Below are 15,974 nucleotides of genomic sequence, written 5' to 3' on the forward strand. Positions count from 1 at the left end.
ATATATGAAACCCAACCAGATCGACTTCGCCGTCGATTTCGCCTACGGGGTGCTGCTCTTTCTCGCGATCGTGCTCATCGTTACCGTCGGGACCGGCGTCGGCATCGCGTTCGGCCTCGGCGCGCTCGTCTCCTACGTGATCCACGTCGGGTGGAAGATGTCCCGGTTCGATCCCGAGTGGATGACCGAGGAGGTGACCGAGCAGATCGAGGAGACGATCACCGAGGAGGTGACCGAAAGCGTCGGCGAGAAGGTCTCCGAGGACGTCTCTGAGAACGTCGAGCGGACGGTCGCCGAAAAGGTCAGCGAGGACGTCGGGGAGCAGGTGACCGCGGAAGTGACCGAGGAGGTCACCCAGAGCGTCGAGCAGAAGGTGACCAAGGAGGTGACCGAGAACGTCGAGGAGGCGCTCTCCGGGGAGATCGACTCGATCATCGAGCAGCTCGAGGAGGTCAACGACCGGATCGAGCGACGTCCGAGCCGGAGCGAGCTGGACGCCGGAGGAGAGCCGAACGCGGGGGATCGGGGCCGGTACGAGACGGTGGCTCCCGACGCGACGGCCGACGCGGATGCGGCGGGCCCGGCCGACGGGAGCGACGCCGCCGACGAGGACTGGAACGTCGACGCGGACGAGCGGACGGACGATGCGGACGACGCGGACGACGCCGACGAGGAGGCGAACTACGAGGCGGACGACGACGCGGACGGGAAGTCCGGCGCAGCAGGATCGACGGCGAACGCTCGGGACGGCGGGGAATGATCGGATCCGTTCCTGCCGGTTCGAACGACCCCGAACGACGCGCGGACGACCAGCAGGACGCTCACACGGCGATTCCACGGGGGCGAACCGACTGATGGTGGTCGAGCCACTGATCGCCGTCGGCCTCCTCGTCGCGCTGTTCGTCGGGTTCAACATCGGCGGATCGACGACCGGCCCCGCCTTCGGCCCCGCGGTGGGTGCGGGGGCGATCTCGAAGCTCCTCGCCGGCGCGTTGATGTCGGTCTTCTTCTTCGGCGGCGCGTGGACGATCGGACGGCGCGTCGTCGACACGCTCGGGCGGGAGCTCCTGTTCGATGCCGGCGTGTTCACCATCGAGACCAGCATCGTGGTGCTGTTCTTCATCGGCGGGGCGCTCTTCGTGGGCAACTACACCGGCGTTCCGGCCTCGACGTCGATGACCGCCGTCGGCGCGATCGCCGGGCTGGGCGTCGCGACCGGCGAGTTGAACTGGGCCGTGATGGGCGAGATCGCCGTCTGGTGGATCGTCGCGCCCCTCGTTGGGTTCTGGGTCTCGGTGATGATCGGCCGGTACGTCTACCCGACGATCAACCGCTGGGTCGCGATCACGACGAGCGACGGGGCCCTGATCGTGCTGGATCGGTCGGGGACGATCCCGGTCCCTCGTCCCGGACCGAACACCACGCGGCGCGAGTTCGTCGGGACGATCGTTCTCGTCTCCATCAGCTGTCTGATGGCGTTCTCCTCGGGCACCTCCAACATCGCGAACGCGATCGCCCCGCTGTACGGGGCCGGCGTCGAGATGAACCTGCTCATCCTGCTCGGGTCCGGCGCGGTCGCCCTGGGGGCGCTCACGATCGCGCGCCGCACGCTCGACACGCTCGGCAACAACCTCACCGACCTGCCGCTGACGGCGGCGATCGTCGTCGCGGTCGTCTCCTCGGGCATCGTCATCGGCCTGTCGGCGATCGGCATTCCGGCCTCGTTCGTGATCATCGCGACGATGTCGATCGTGGGGCTGGGATGGGGACGCGCGACCCGAACGACGACGTTGTCGGAGGGCATTCGCGGCGACGAGGAGACCACGGTATCCGTGGGCGCGCTCGCCGCCGAGGAGCCGGGCGAGGAGGCGCCGACACTCGGCGAGGAGAGCCCGGCGGACATCCCCAGCGCGGCCGACCTCTTCGACCCGGCCACCACCGGCCGCGTCATCCTGATGCAGAACCTCGTCCCGGTCCTCTCGACCGGCGGCGCGTACCTGACGTTCTGGCTGCTCTTTCGGTACGCGTGGTGACGGCCGCCCCTTGCGTTCCCTTTCGCCGGTCGTCGTGATTTCGTTCCGTTCGTCGTCGTGATTCGGTCCCGCTCCGCTAGCCGTCGCGACCGGGATCGCCGTCGTGATCGGTCCCCAGTCGCCAGAGCGCGTGCGTGACCGACGGCAGGTCGTGTCCGGTATCCGCGGCGATCTCCAGACACACGGACCGATAGCGACGGTAGGCATCGACGTCGGGCGGATCGGGATACGGGTCCGCGAGCGCGCCGCGCTCCCGCAGCGCCGTCCACTCGCGTTCGCTCACGACCGGATACGACTCCGGGGCGAGGAACGCGAGGAACGCCGAGGCGACGCCGACGTCGACGCCGTCGAGCGCGACCAGTTCCGCGAGCGCATCCGCCACGTCGTCGTCACCATCCCGCTCGTCATTGCCCCTCCCGGCATCATCCCGTTCGTCGCTGCCCTTCCCGGCATCGTCCCGTTCGTCGCTGTCCTTCCCGGCATCGTCTCCCTCGCCGTCAGCCACGTGGTCGGCGGCGCTAGTGATGGCCGCGATCACGTCGTCGAAGGGGTTGGATTCGAACCGCTCCTCGACCGCGCGGCGCTCGCGGTCCGGGTATGCCCCGAGGTGGCGCCGGAAGTACCACCGGACCACCCACTCCGCGTCCCGCCGGCCGAACTCGCCGGCACGGAACGCCTCGGGCAGCGTCTCGCGCTGTTCCTGCTCGACCGCGTAGATCGGTTCCTCCGCCCGATACGCCGCGGAGAGTTCCGCGACCGTTTCGGCCGAGAGGTGGACGTCGTTCGAGGCGTCGGTCATCTCACGTGGCGCTTCGTCGCCGTGCTCCCTGAACGTTTCCCGACGCGATCCGACCGTCGATTCCGGCGTGCCTCGGTCACCGTTTTCGGCGGATTCGGCCGCCGATTCCGGCGCTATCCCACCGTCGTTTGGCGTTTCGCCCCCGCTCTTCCGTGATCGACCAACACACTCATACCCCGAGAGTGCGATGATTACGACATATGCACGTACACGCGGAGGGATGCCACCATGTCCAGTGAGGAATCGGAACCGGTCAAGACGATCTGTCCGTACTGCGGCGTGGGCTGCGGGATCCAGGTCGACCAGGGCGAGGAACCCGGCGACGTTCAGTTCCGCCCGTGGGGCGACGCGCCGGTCAACGAGGGCCGGATCTGCATCAAGGGCGGCGCCGCGACGCAGGTCGTCGACCACGAGGACCGCCTGACGGACCCGCTGATCAAGGAGGACGGCGAGTTCCGCGAGGCGAGTTGGGAGGAGGCGTACGGTCGCGTCGTCGACGAGCTCGAGCGCATCCGCGGGGAGTACGGCCCCGACGCGATGGGCTTTTTCGGCTCCTCGAAGACGATGAACGAGGAGAACTACCTCCTCCAGAAGCTCGCCCGCCGATACGGCACCAACAACGTCGACAACTGCACACGGATGTGCCACGCCTCGACGGTGTACGCGCTGCGGACCAGCCTCGGCGCGGGCGCGATGACCAACAGCATGGCGGACCTGGAGGAGGCGGCCGACGTCTTCTGGATCCAGGGCGCCAACCCCGGCGAGCAGCACCCGATCGCCAACAGCCAGTACTTCCGCCAGGCGGTGCTCGAGGGCGCGACCGTCATCCAGGTCGACCCCCACGCGAACAAGACGACGCGGTCGTTCCAGATCGAGGAGACCGACCGCCACATGCACCTCCAGCTCGAGCCCGGCACGGACATTCCGCTCTTGAACGTCGTCCTCAAGACGGTCCTCGAGAACGACTGGGTGGACGAGGAGTTCATCGAGTCGCGGACGGAGGGCTTCGAACATCTGCGGGAGACCCTCGAGGACTTCGACAAGGAGGCCGCCGCCGAGGAGTGCGGCGTCCCGCTCGAGGACATCGAGCTCGCCGCCGAGAAGTACGCGAAGGCGAACAACGCCGCCATCTTCACCGGGATGGGGATGAGCCAGCACACCTGCGGCGTCGACAACGTCCAGAACGAGATCAACCTCGCGCTGATCACGGGCAACGTCGGCCGCCCCGGGACCGGGGTCAACCCGCTGCGCGGACAGAACAACGTCCAGGGGACCTCCGACGTCGGCGCGATGCCGAACGTCCTCCCGGGCTACCAGCTCGTCGACGACGACGAGGCCCGCGAGAGCGTCGAGGAGGTCTGGGGCTTCGAGGTGCCCGACGAGCCCGGCCTGACGAACGTCGAGATCTCCCACGAGGCGGGCGACTCGATCAAGGGGCTCTACATCATGGGTGAGAACCCGATAATGTCCGAGCCGGACTCGAACCGCGTCGCGGAGCGGATCGACCAGCTCGAGTTCACCGTCGTGCAGGACATCTTCATGACCGAGACCGCCGAGTACGCCGACGTGATCCTCCCGGCGACGACGTGGGCCGAGCGCGGCGGCACGGTCACCAACACCGACCGGCGCGTCCAGCGGATGCGCGGCGTCGAGAAGGTCCACGAGAACACGAAACACGACCTCGAGATCGTCTCCGAGGTCGGCAGGCGCCTGTTCGGCGAGGACGGCGGCTTCGACTTCGAGGACCCCGAGGAGGTCTTCGAGGAGCTGCGGCAGGTCTGTCCGATCTACCACGGGATGACCTACGACGGCCTCGGCGAGGTGGGGCTCCACTGGCCCTGTTACGAGGAGGGCGACGAGGGCGACCCGTTCCTCTACGAGGACACCTTCGACACCGAGAGCGGCCTCGGCCAGATCGAGGGCGTGCGCCACCAGCCGCCCAAGGAGACGCCCGACGAGGAGTACCCGCTGATCCTCACCACCGCCCGGCTCGAGGAACACTACAACACGGGGACGATGAGCCGACGCTCCCCGCGGCTCAACAGCCAGCACCCCGAGAACTTCGTCGACATCCATCCCAACGACGCCGAGCGGTACGGCGTCGAGGACGGCGACTACGTGCGGATCACCTCGCGCCGCGGCGAGATCGAGGTGAAGGCGCAGGTCACCGAGGACATCAAGGAGGGCGTCATCTGGACGACGCCGCACTTCGCGGCCGCCTCCGGCAACGTCCTCACGAACGACGTGCTCGACGAGCGCGCGAAGATCCCCGAGTACAAGGCCGCGGCCGCGGAGATCGAGGTCACCGTCGACGCCGGCGACGCGGACGACGCGCCAGCCGACGACTGATCGGCGCGCTCAACGGCGGCTGATCGGCACGCGGGCGGTCGGCCGACCGTTCACTCGATCGCGCGTTTCTCCTTTTCGAGGACCTCGACGTCCGTGATTCCCGTGTCGGGATAGGTGCCGTCGGCGGTCTTCTCGGCCGCCTTCACCATATCCCAGACGACGTTCAGCCCGGTAGTGACGCCCTCGAGCGCCTCCATCTCGCAGCCGGTCTTCCCGGTCGTTTCGACGGCGACCGTGAGGACGACGCGGTCGGGCTCGACGGCGAAGTCGGTCTCGACGTTCGTGATCGGGATCTGGTGGCACATCGGGATCGTCTCCCAGGTGTGTTTGACCGCCTGGACGGCGCCGACCCGTGCGGTCGCGAGCACGTCGCCCTTCCCGATCGCGTCGGCCTCGATCGCCTCGATCGTCGACGGCGTGAGGCGGATCGTGCCGCGGGCCACCGCCCGGCGGGCGGTGTCCGGCTTGTCCCCCACGTCGACCATCTGGACGTCGCCGTCGTCGGTGGTGTGGGTGAGTTCGTCCGTGTCGCTCGGGTCCGAGCCGGTAGCGGGGTCGGAACCGACGTCGGCCTCGCGACTGGAGTCGGTCTCAGCACCGGCGTCGGCCTCCACACTGGAATCGGTCTCAGCACCGGGGTCAGCCTCGGAGCCGGACTCGTCCTCACGCATCGGTACGCACCGCCTCCGGGATCCGGTCGATCAGGTCGGTCGCGACCAGTCCGTATCCCCGCTCCTCGACGACCAGGTCGCCGGCGCGCCCGTTCGCGTACGCGCCGATCGCCGCGGCCTGGAGGGGCCGCTGAGTGCACGCGACCGCGCCGACGGCGCCGGCAAGCACGTCGCCGGTCCCGCCGACGGTCATCCCCGGATTCCCCGTCCTGTTCACCCGGAGATCCTCGCCGTCGGTGATCACGTCGTAGGCCCCCTTCACGAGCAGCGTGTGGCCGATCTCGGCCGCGAACTCGCGAACGCGCTCGGCGCGCTCGCGCCAGTTCTCGGCGCTCGGTCCGCCCATAGCCCGCAGCTCGCCCTGGTGGGGCGTACACACGAGCGTGGCCTCGGTCTCGACGTCGGGGACGACCTGCAGCGCGTCCGCGTCGACCACGGCGCGCCCGTCGTAGTCCTCGAGGAAACGCTCGACGGCCGACAGCGTCGGCTCGGCGTCGCCGAGACCGGGACCGAACACGACGACGTCCCGGCCGGCCGCGAGGTCACGGATCCGGTCGAGGTGGTCGGGCTCGAGGATCGCGCCCGGAAACCCGTGAACGATCAGGTTCTCGGAGAACCCCTGTACCTCGCGGGCGACCGACTCCGGACATGCGACGCGGACGAGGTCGGCGCCGGCGCGCAGCGCCGCCCGCGCCGCGAGCGTCGGCGCGCCCGTGTACGGGCCGCCGCCGACCACCAGCACCTCGCCGTGGTCGCCCTTGTGACTCTCCGGATCCCGGTCCAGCCCCAGGAGGTCGCCGGGACCCGTGAACAGCGCGGCGGCGGTCGGGATCCCGATGTCGGCGACCGTGACCGTGGCGTCCGTCCGCAGCTCCTCGAGACCCGGCTTGGCATCGTGGAACGTCACGATCCGGTCGGCCGCGACCGCGACGTGCTCCCCGTCGGGTCCCGCCGCGACCTCGCCGGTGTCGGCGTCGACGCCGGATGGCACGTCGACGGCGATCACGGTCGCGTCCGACGCCGTGGACGAAGCCGCCTCGGTGATGCGCTTCGCGACCGTCCGCTCGGGCTCCCGGAGGGGTCCGGAGACGCCGGTGCCGAGCATCGCGTCGACGACGACGTCCGCGTTCGCGAGGGTCAGTCGGTTCGGCTCGGCGACGGGATCGACGACCGCCTCGGCGTCGATCTCCGCCGCCGCGAGCGCGTCCCAGTTCTCCTTGGCGATCGTCGTCCTGATCGTCTCGGGACGGCCGAGGAGGCGAACGCGAACGTCGTAGTCGGAGAGAAACCGGGCCGCGACGAAGGCGTCGCCGCCGTTGTTCCCGCGTCCACACACGAGCGTGACGGTCGCACCCGGGTCGGCGACCGTCCGGACCTCGCGTGCGATCGCATTGCCGGCCGACTCCATCAGCTGCTTGCGGGGGACGCCCAGCGCCGCCGCGTTGGCGTCGACCGCCGCCATACGATCCGCTGTGATCATTCATCGTCCGCTTCGGCCGGACCGGGATTAAACGTGCGGGATGTGAGGGAGGTCCGGTCCTCGGTCCGAGGCGGCGTGGCGACCGTCCCTAGGAAGCGTGGCGATCGATCACCGACCGAAGTCGTTCCTCGTTCTGGGCGCCGACGAGGCGTTCGACGGGTTCGCCGCCACGGAACAGCAGCAACGTCGGGAGCCCTCGAACCCCGTACTGGCTCGTCAACCCCTGATGAACGTCGGCGTCGACCTTCAGGACCGTCGCGGAGGTCGTGGCGGCGACGTCCTCGAGGATGGGTTCGAGCATCTTGCAGGGGCCACACCAGTCCGCGTGGAAGTCGACCAGCACGAGGTCGTGGCCCGCCAGCGCCTCCTCGAAGGAGCCGCCCTCGTAGTGGATCGGTTCGTCGGGCGACCCGGCACCGTTCCCGGCGTCGTCACCCTCGTCCGCGTCGGTGCCCAGCGTTCCCTCCGCGGCCTTTTCACGCAGTTTCGCCAGCTTTCGCTCCCGGATCGCCTCGAGTTCGTCGCCGGTCGAGCCGGTCGACTCCCCCGCTGGATCGCTCATACCCGCGATAGGTGCTACGCCGTTGTAAGGGATCCGCTGGAAATGCGCCGATCGGGCACGACCGTCACGACGGGACCGACGACGGGGAACCGATCCACGGTCGACGACGCGACAACACTGGCCCGGACGACAACCCTTTCCAGGGTCCAGCGACCAGTCGACCGTATGGCAGATCGGTCCGTCCCGACGCCGTGGGTTCGCGAGTACTGGGGATGGGCGGGTGCGGCCCTCTTCTTACTGATCACCGTCGACCTCCTGACGTCGATGTACGCGGTCGCAGTCGTCGGGATCGAGCACGAGTCGAACCCGGTGATGGCGTGGCTGCTCTCGCGACCGCTGTGGGTGCTCGTCGGCGTACATCTGGCCGCAGCCGGGCTGCTCGTCGTTCTGTTCTACGGGCTCGCGGAGCTGGTCCGCGAGACGCCACCGGCCTATCGCGGGCCGTTCAAGCGGCTGATCGAGGGGTTCCTGGGGATCCTGCTCGCGGCCGGGCTGTTCGTGTTCGCCAACAACCTCTCGGTGATCGTCTACGGCCGAAGCCTGCTGTGACCCGGGTGCTGACGAGATCCCGATGCTGACGAGATCCCGATGCTGACGAGATCCCGATGCTGACGAAACTCCGATGCTGACGAAACTCCGATGCTGACGAAACTCCGATGCTGACGAACGGCGCGATCCGGCGGGCTGACGAGACGGGGATGCTCCGACGCCCCGACGAACGAACCTTTAACCGCGAAACCGAACTACCCGGTGGCAGTGAGTTCCCAGCCACCCTGGTCGGACGTGTTCGGTCACGCGGAGCCGTACCCCGAACAGGCCGAGGGGATCGACGCGGCGATCGAGGCCGCCGACGAGGGCGGCTTCCTCGCGCTGGAGGGCGCCTGCGGGACCGGGAAGACGATGCTCGCGTTGACCGCGGGGATCGACCGAGTCCGGGACCCGGACTCCCCGTTCGAGCGCGTGTTCGTCCTCACGAGCGTGAAACAGCAGCTCCGCCAGTTCGAGGAGGACCTGCAAACGATCAACGAAAACCTTCCCGAGGACCACCGACGGGTCTCCGGAATCACCCTCGTCGGCAAGGCGGACGTCTGTCCGTACGCCCGCGAGAACCGGGGCGGGATCGACGTCGGGAACGTCTACGAGCGCTGTGAGGGGCTTCGCGATCGGACGCGGTCGCTCGTCGGGGACGGCGGTTCGACGACCGCGGAGTCGCTCGCCGCGTCCGCCCGCAGCCAGCAGATCGGGCTCGCGGACTCGGGCGGCTCGACCGGGGCGAACGGGACGGGCGGCGCCGACTTTCTCACGGTCGACGACGAACCGACTCCCTATCGGCCGGACACCGAGGAGCACGAGGGGGTCGAGTACTGTCCGTTCTACGCCGGCTTCCTCGCGGACCTCCCGGAGGACGGCGAGCCCGCCGAGGCCGTCCCCTTCGACGCCACCGACCGCGGCCACGTCGACGCCGCGGAACTGGTCCGGCTGGCGGCGGGAGCCGGCTCCTGTCCGCACTCCGTGATGGGCGCGCTCGTCCCCGAACTCGAGGTCGTGATCGGGAACTACTACCACGCCTTCGACCCGACGACGACCGGTTCGTTCACCGGCGCGCTGCTCGACGAGTCGACGTTCGTCGTCTGCGACGAGGCCCATATGCTCGAACCGCGCGTGCGGGACCTCGTGAGCGACGGGGTCGCGGACCGGAGCCTCCGGGACGCGATCGACGAACTCACCCGCGTGGTCCAGCCGGTCCGGTTCGACGAGGAGGGGCAGTACACCGACGAGGCCGACGTGGTCCGGGGCGAGCTCGCGGACAGTGACGTTGCGATCGAGGACGTCGAACGGGTCCGGGAGTTCTACGAGGCGCTCCGCGGCGAGCTCGACCGGCGCGTCACCGAACACCTCGACCGCGAGCTGCCGGACTGGCGCGCCGATCCGGATCGGCTCGACGACGCGGAGCTCCCGCTTCGGGACCCCGACTCGCCCGGCGTCGACGCGATCACGGAGTGGGCCGACGCGAACGGCTACGGGGACCGCGTGTGGGCCCGCGCGCCGGCGGTCGGCGCGGTCGTCGAGCGCATCCTCCGGGAGCTCGAGGGCGAGGACGCCCAGCGCGCGGCGCCCGGCGTCGGGCGAACGCTGAACGCGTGGTACCGGGAGGACCACGAGACGTTCTTCCGGGCGATCGACCTCGAGCGTACCTGGGACGAGACCGAGCCGCCGGACGACTGGCGGCGGGTCTACAACGCGCGGTTCGCCCTGTTCAACTGCCTGCCCAGCCGCGCCATCGGCGAGCGGCTCGGCGAGTTCGGCGGCGGCGTCCTGATGAGCGCGACGCTCGAGCCGATGGACGTCTTCCGGGAGGTGACCGGCCTGGATCACCTCGCCGAGTCGGGGCGGCCGGTGCTCGAGCGCACCCACGGGCTCGCGTTCCCGCCCGAGAACCGCGAGAGCCTCGCCGTCGACGTGCCGAAGTACACCCACGACAACCGCGGCGCGCCCGGCGAGGAAACGGAGACCCGCCTCGCGCATCTGGACGCGACCCTCGAGGTCGCCCGCCGCCCCGGAAACGTCCTCGTCGGGATGCCGAACTACGCCGAGGCCGAGTGGATGGCCGGCGAGCTCGACGACCGCCTCGAGAAGCCCGTCCTGATCGACGAGTCCTCCGGCGACCACGTGACCGAGTCGCTCAAGGACGACTTCTTCGCCGGCGACGGGAAGGTGCTCGTGACGAGCCTCCGGGGCACGCTCACCGAGGGCGTCGACTACCGGGGCGACCGGCTCCGTGCGGCGGTCGTCTGCGGGGTGCCGATAATCAACACCGCCCGCCCGCGAACCAGGGCCGTCGTGGCCGCCTACGACGAGCGCTTCGGCGACGGTTTCGAAACCGCCCTCACGGTTCCGGCGGTCCGGAAGGCTCGACAGGCCGTCGGTCGCGTGATACGCGGCGCCGACGAGCGCGGCGTTCGCGTGCTCCTCGATGCCCGCTACGCCCGCGACTCCTGGAACGGGGTCCGGGAGTACCTCCCCGAGCACGAACGCGCGGAGTTCCAGCCGGTCAGCCCCGATATGCTCGGGGTCGCGCTGGACCGGTTCGAGCGCGCCGAGTAGGGGGCCACGGAGTCGTCCGATCAGTTGGCCGAGGCGTCGTTCGGGGCGTCGTCGGATCGGTCGGCTGCGGAGTCGACGTCGTACGAGAGCACGATCCCGTCGTCGAGACGCTCGGTTCCGGCGAGCGTCAGCGAGGGGAACGAGTCGGTGAAGCCGTCGCCGTCGGCCAGCGTCGGCGCGTCCCGGCCGCCGATCACCATCGATCCGACGTAGACCGACAGCTCGTCGACCAGCCCGGCCGCGAACAGCGAGAAGATCACCTCGCCGCCTCCCTCGACGAGGATCCGATCGATCCCCCGCTCCGCGAGCACGTCGAGCCCCGCGGCGAGGTCGACGCGGCCATTCGGAGCCTCGCCGTCATCGCCCGTAGCGTCGGTACTTTCCCCCGTCGCACCGCCACCCACTGCGCCGTCACTCTCCGCCACGGCGATCACCGTCGCCCCGGTCGCCTCGAGTTCGGCGCGTCGGTCGTCGGGGACGTTGGAGCCGACGAGCAGGTACGTCGTCGCGGCGTCATCGAGGATCCGCGCGTCGGTCGGCGTTCGTCCCCGCGAGTCGACGACGATCCGGGCGGGGTTCCCCGGCCGGCCGTTCCGCAGTCGGCCGACGCGGCGGTCCTCCTCGGTGAGAGTGAGGTGCGGGTCGTCCGCCAGCACGGTGCCGACGCCCACGAGGACGGCGTCGGCCGCCGCGCGGATCCGGTCGACGCGGTCGAAGTCCTCGGGGCCGGAGATCCGGAGCTGTTCGCGCCGGCGCGTCGCGAGCTTCCCGTCGACGCTCTGGGCGGCGTTGACGACGACGTGCATATCCTTGGGTCCTCCCGCGGCGTCATTGTCGTTTCGGTGTCGTGCATCCGGGGCCGCAGTGTCGTGTATCCGAGGCCGCAGTGTCGTGTATCCGAGGCCGCAGTGTCCTTGCATCCGGAGTCGGTTCGCTTCGTCGGCTCGCCCGCGAGCAACCCTTTTGTGCGGTGGCGTCGAATCCCGTTCCGATGGACGTAGATGCACACGCCGAGGAGCTCGCCTCCACCCTCGGCATCGACAAAGCGGAGGTCAAAGCGGACCTGGAGAACCTGCTGGAGTACAGCGTGCCGATCGACGAGGCCAAACAGAGCGTTCGCCGGAAACACGGCGGGGGAAGCGGCGGCTCCTCGCCGTCCCCGTCGACCGTCGACCTCGCGGAGATCACGACCGATCACGGCAACGTCACGGTCACCGTGCGCGTGCTCACCGTGGGGACGCGAACGATCCGGTACCAGGGCGACGACATCACGATCCGGGAGGGCGAGATCGCCGACGGGACCGGGACGATCTCCTACACCGCCTGGCAGGACTTCGGGTTCGAGCCCGGCGACTCGGTGACGATCGGCAACGCCGGCGTCCGCGAGTGGGAGGGCGAGCCGGAGCTCAACCTCGGCGACGCGACGACGGTCGCGATCGCCGACGAGGAGGTCGCGGTCGACGCCACGATCGGCGGGGACCGGAACCTGATCGACCTCGAGCCCGGCGACCGCGGCCGGAACATCGAGGTCCGCGTTCTCGAGGTCGACTCGAAGACCATCTCGGGACGCGACGGCGAGACGCCGATCCTCGAGGGGGTCGTCGGCGACGACACCGCGCGGCTCCCGTTCACCGACTGGGATCCCCGATCGGCGGTCGAGGCCGGCGCCGATCTCCGGATCGAGGACGTGTACGTCCGCGAGTTCCGCGGAGTCCCCTCGATCAACCTCACCGAGTTCTCGACGGTCACGCCGCTGCCCGACCCCGTGTCGGTCAACGAGGACGCCCCGCGGCTGTCGATCGCCGACGCAATCGACACCGGCGGGATGTTCGACGTCGAGGTCGTCGGCACCGTGCTCGACCTGCGCGACGGCTCGGGGTTCATCGAGCGCTGTCCCGACTGCGGCCGCGTGCTCCAGAGCGGCCAGTGCCGGAGCCACGGCGACGTCGAGGGCGAGGACGACCTCCGGGTGAAGGCGATCCTCGACGACGGCACCGCCACGACCACGGTCGTTCTCGACACCGAGCTGACCGCGGCCGTCTACGGCGGCGGGCTGGAGGACGCCCGCGAGGCGGCCCGCGAGGCGATGGACAAGTCGGTCGTCGCGGAGTCGATCGCCGACGAGCTCGTCGGCCGCGCCTTCCGCGTGCGCGGGAACCTCTCCGTTGACGACTACGGCGCGAACCTCGACGCCGAGGAGTTCGCGGCCGCGGACGACGATCCGGCCGAGACGGCCCGCAGCGTGCTCTCGACGGTCCGGTCGCGGGCCGCGACCGATGGGGGCGCTGAAGGCGTCACGGAGGCGGCTCGGGAGGACACCGCTGGACCGGATCACGACGGAAGCCCGGGGGTGGGCCGATGAGCGGATCGGACTCGGGCCCGGGCACGCGCGAGGTCGCGTACCGGCTCTTCGCGAACGAGTTCGACGACGCGACGCTGTCGTACTCCGAGAGCGACGAGGAGCGCGCCCCGAACTACGTTCTCACGCCGCTTGGCGCTCGGGTCAACCGCCTGTTCGCCGTCGGCGTCCTGACCGAGGTCGAGCGCGTCAACGAGGAGACGCGCCGCGGACGGGTCGTCGACCCCTCCGGCGCGTTCGTCACCTACGCCGGCCAGTACCAGCCGGACGAGCAGGCGTTCCTGGAGCGCGCCGACCCGCCGACGTTCGTCGCGTTGACCGGGAAGGCACGGACCTTCCAGCCGGAGGACTCCGACCGCGTGTTCACCTCCGTCCGCCCCGAGAGCCTCAACGAGGTCGACGCCGACACCCGCGACCGCTGGGTCGTCCGGGCGGCCGAAACCACGCTCGACCGTCTGGCGGCCTTCGAGGCGGCGCTCGCGTCCGACCTCCGCGGCGAGGACCTGCGAACGGCCCTTGAGGCCGGCGGCGCCCCTGCCGCCCTGGCGGAGGGGGTCCCGCGGGCGATCGACCACTACGACACCTCCCTGGCGTACCTCGAGGCGACCCGCCGGATGGCGGTCGACGCGCTCGAGCTGATCGCCGGCGAGCGCGACGACGTTCGCGTCCCCGAGATCGCGCCGGACGAGGGCGGTCCGGCGGACGTGGGACCGCTCCCCGAAACCGACGTCTCGATCGACGCGGCCGCCGTCCGCGAGGCCGCCGCGAGCGACGCGGGGGACGACGGGAACGACGCCGCGGTCGCCGAGAACGTGGCTGACGACGCCACGGAGACGACCGCGGACTCCGCGTCCGAACCGGCGGCAGAGGCATCCGATGTCGAATCCGACGGGACCGCCGCCGAACCCGACGAGACCGCCGCCGAACCCGACGAGCCCGCGACCGCCACGGCGGAGTCGACGGACGACGCGGACGCCACGCCCGCAGCGGAAGCGGACGAGGCCGCCGGCCGACTCGGGGAGTTCGATGCGGACGAAGCCGCCGTCGAGGGGACGGACGCCGACGATACGGACGCCGACGACGATGCGGACGCCGACGACGATACGGGAACGACAGGCGACGTGGACGCGACCGCAGACGTGGAAGCCGACGCCGACGTCGACGCCGCGATCGCCGGTGACGACGCGGCCGGAGCGGCGGACGCGGGCGAGGAGTCCACAGCCGAGTCGACGGCGACCGACGAGATGTACGAGCTCGACGAGGAGGAGCGCGCCGAGATCGAGGACGAGTTCGGCACCGACTTCTCCACCGGGACGGAGGTCGACGACCCGGGATCGGCGGACATCGACGTCCCGAGCGCCGACGACCTGTCCGCGTCGGGCGAGCCCGGATCCGCCGCGGCGACGGACGATGACTCCGAGCCGGAGACGACGCCCGACGTCGACCTCGGTGAGCCGGTCGGATCGACCGGCGACGGCGGGTCGGATGACGACGCGGCTAGCGAGGCGGGTGGCGGCGACACCGTCGAAAGCGACGGCACGGCCGACGATGCGGAGGCGGCCACGTCGGAGGGCGACGCCGCCCTGGATCTCACCGGCGCGGCGATCGAGGCGATGGACGATCTCGACGACGGCGACGGGGCCGCGCGCGAGGCGGTCATCGAGGCGGTCGTCGAGGAGCTCGGCGCGGACCCCGACGCGGTGGCCGACGCGATCGACGACGCGCTGATGAGCGGCAAGTGCTACGAGCCGAGCGACGACCGGCTGAAGGCCATCTGACCCGTGGCCGTCGTCGAGCCGGTCGCGGACGAGCCCGCGGCGATCGCCGACCTCCCCGACGAACGCGCGCTGGTGATCGCCGACTATCACGCCGGGATCGAGGCCGGGCTCCGGTACGAGCGCGGCGTCGAGCTGGACAGCGCCGCGGACGCGCGCCGCGAGCACGTCCTGTCGCTGCTCGACCGGACGAGCGCCGACCGGCTGGTCGTCCTCGGCGACCTCGCCCACCGGATCCCCGAACCCGAGGGACCCGAACGCGAGGAGATCGCCGACCTGGTCGCGGCCGTGACCGACCGCGTGCCGATGACGCTCGTGGCCGGCAACCACGACGCCGGGGTCGCGGAGGCGTTCGCGGACCGCCTGGACGTGATCCCGCCGGCGGGCGGTCGGATCGGGTCCGAGGACGGACCGGTGGGCGACTCGGTCGGGGTCGTCCACGGCCACACCTGGCCCGACCCCGACGTGCTCGCTGCGGACGTCGTGTGTCTGGGCCACGAGCATCCGCAGGTTCGGCTCTCGGACGCGGTCGGCGGAAGCCGGGTCGAGCGCGTCTGGCTCCGCGGATCGCTTCACACGGATGCGTTCGCCGAGGAGCTTGGAGTGACCGCGGTCGACGCTGCCGGGACCGTCCCCGACGTCGTCGTCTTCCCCGCGTTCAACGACCGCTCGGGCGGAACCTGGGTGAACGTCGCGGGGAACGAGTTCCTCTCGCCGTTCCTCCCGGACGCGATCGGATCGGCGGAGGCGTACCTCCTCGACGGAACGCGGCTCGGTCCGTACCGGGACGTCTAGTCGGGGACCGTGCGACGCGTTTAATCGGATCGATCCCGTAACTCGG

General features: G+C 70.3%; 13 protein-coding genes. 8 read left to right on the plus strand and 5 right to left on the minus strand.

The genetic code is table 11. From position 1 onward, the window contains the following. Positions 1–4: 4 nt before the first annotated feature. On the plus strand, positions 5–760 hold the full coding sequence (locus BLV25_RS09735) for a hypothetical protein (protein ID WP_092732703.1): 756 nt from the start codon (positions 5–7) through the stop codon (positions 758–760). Positions 761–857: 97 nt separating this feature from the next. Then, positions 858–2,033, plus strand: a complete 1,176-nt coding sequence (locus BLV25_RS09740; RefSeq protein WP_039401533.1) for an inorganic phosphate transporter — start codon at positions 858–860, stop codon at positions 2,031–2,033. A gap of 76 nt (positions 2,034–2,109) precedes the next feature. On the opposite strand, the gene BLV25_RS09745 is transcribed toward BLV25_RS09740, so the two are convergent. After that, entirely contained in the window at positions 2,110–2,832 is a 723-nt protein-coding gene (locus BLV25_RS09745) for a hypothetical protein (protein WP_092732705.1), read from the minus strand. A 228-nt stretch (positions 2,833–3,060) separates the two neighbouring features. Between BLV25_RS09745 and fdhF the strand changes: the two genes are divergently transcribed. Then, positions 3,061–5,181 (plus strand): formate dehydrogenase subunit alpha, encoded by a 2,121-nt coding sequence (gene fdhF / locus BLV25_RS09750; protein ID WP_092732708.1) that lies wholly within the window; start codon positions 3,061–3,063, stop codon positions 5,179–5,181. 50 nt (positions 5,182–5,231) lie between these two features. Here fdhF and moaC read toward each other — a convergent pair whose 3' ends face one another. The 3 genes from moaC to trxA all read right to left on the minus strand — a co-directional run bounded on the left by moaC (position 5,232) and on the right by trxA (position 7,894). Further along, positions 5,232–5,852: a cyclic pyranopterin monophosphate synthase MoaC gene (gene moaC / locus BLV25_RS09755; protein WP_092732711.1), complete on the minus strand. Its 621-nt coding sequence runs from the start codon at positions 5,850–5,852 to the stop codon at positions 5,232–5,234. Further along, complete coding sequence (locus BLV25_RS09760) at positions 5,845–7,332, minus strand: NAD(P)H-hydrate dehydratase (protein WP_092732714.1); 1,488 nt, start codon at positions 7,330–7,332, stop codon at positions 5,845–5,847. Before BLV25_RS09760 ends, moaC begins: the two co-directional genes overlap by 8 nt. 88 nt (positions 7,333–7,420) lie before the next feature. Next, the gene (gene trxA / locus BLV25_RS09765; RefSeq protein ID WP_092732717.1) at positions 7,421–7,894 is read right to left on the minus strand and encodes a thioredoxin; all 474 of its coding nucleotides are present in this window, start codon (positions 7,892–7,894) and stop codon (positions 7,421–7,423) included. Between the two features lie 165 nt (positions 7,895–8,059). On the opposite strand from trxA, the gene BLV25_RS09770 reads away from it, so the two are divergent. Beyond that, positions 8,060–8,443, plus strand: a complete 384-nt coding sequence (locus BLV25_RS09770; protein WP_021073331.1) for a DUF5658 family protein — start codon at positions 8,060–8,062, stop codon at positions 8,441–8,443. A 207-nt stretch (positions 8,444–8,650) separates the two neighbouring features. Then, a complete protein-coding gene (locus BLV25_RS09775) occupies positions 8,651–10,999 on the plus strand; it encodes an ATP-dependent DNA helicase (protein ID WP_039401525.1) in 2,349 nt (782 codons plus the stop codon). 20 nt (positions 11,000–11,019) lie between these two features. On the opposite strand, the gene BLV25_RS09780 is transcribed toward BLV25_RS09775, so the two are convergent. Further along, positions 11,020–11,805: a 2,5-diamino-6-(ribosylamino)-4(3H)-pyrimidinone 5'-phosphate reductase gene (locus BLV25_RS09780; protein WP_021073334.1), complete on the minus strand. Its 786-nt coding sequence runs from the start codon at positions 11,803–11,805 to the stop codon at positions 11,020–11,022. A 185-nt stretch (positions 11,806–11,990) separates the two neighbouring features. Here BLV25_RS09780 and BLV25_RS09785 point away from each other — a divergent pair, with 185 nt between their 5' ends. From BLV25_RS09785 to BLV25_RS09795, 3 genes are read left to right on the plus strand one after another with little or no spacing between them, the layout of a single operon-like run. Next, positions 11,991–13,361 carry a Single-stranded DNA binding protein gene (locus tag BLV25_RS09785; protein WP_081758131.1) on the plus strand — a complete coding sequence of 457 codons (1,371 nt, stop codon included), beginning with the start codon at positions 11,991–11,993 and terminating at the stop codon, positions 13,359–13,361. Further along, the gene (locus BLV25_RS09790) at positions 13,358–15,136 is read left to right on the plus strand and encodes a hypothetical protein (RefSeq protein WP_092732720.1); all 1,779 of its coding nucleotides are present in this window, start codon (positions 13,358–13,360) and stop codon (positions 15,134–15,136) included. The genes BLV25_RS09785 and BLV25_RS09790 overlap by 4 nt, the downstream gene beginning before the upstream one ends. A 3-nt stretch (positions 15,137–15,139) precedes the next feature. Next, positions 15,140–15,928, plus strand: coding sequence for a metallophosphoesterase (locus tag BLV25_RS09795; protein WP_092732723.1), 789 nt, complete (start codon positions 15,140–15,142; stop codon positions 15,926–15,928). The last annotated feature ends 46 nt before the right edge of the window (positions 15,929–15,974 follow it).

This window comes from Halopenitus persicus (assembly GCF_900107205.1).
Classification (GTDB): Archaea; Halobacteriota; Halobacteria; order Halobacteriales; family Haloferacaceae; genus Halopenitus; species Halopenitus persicus.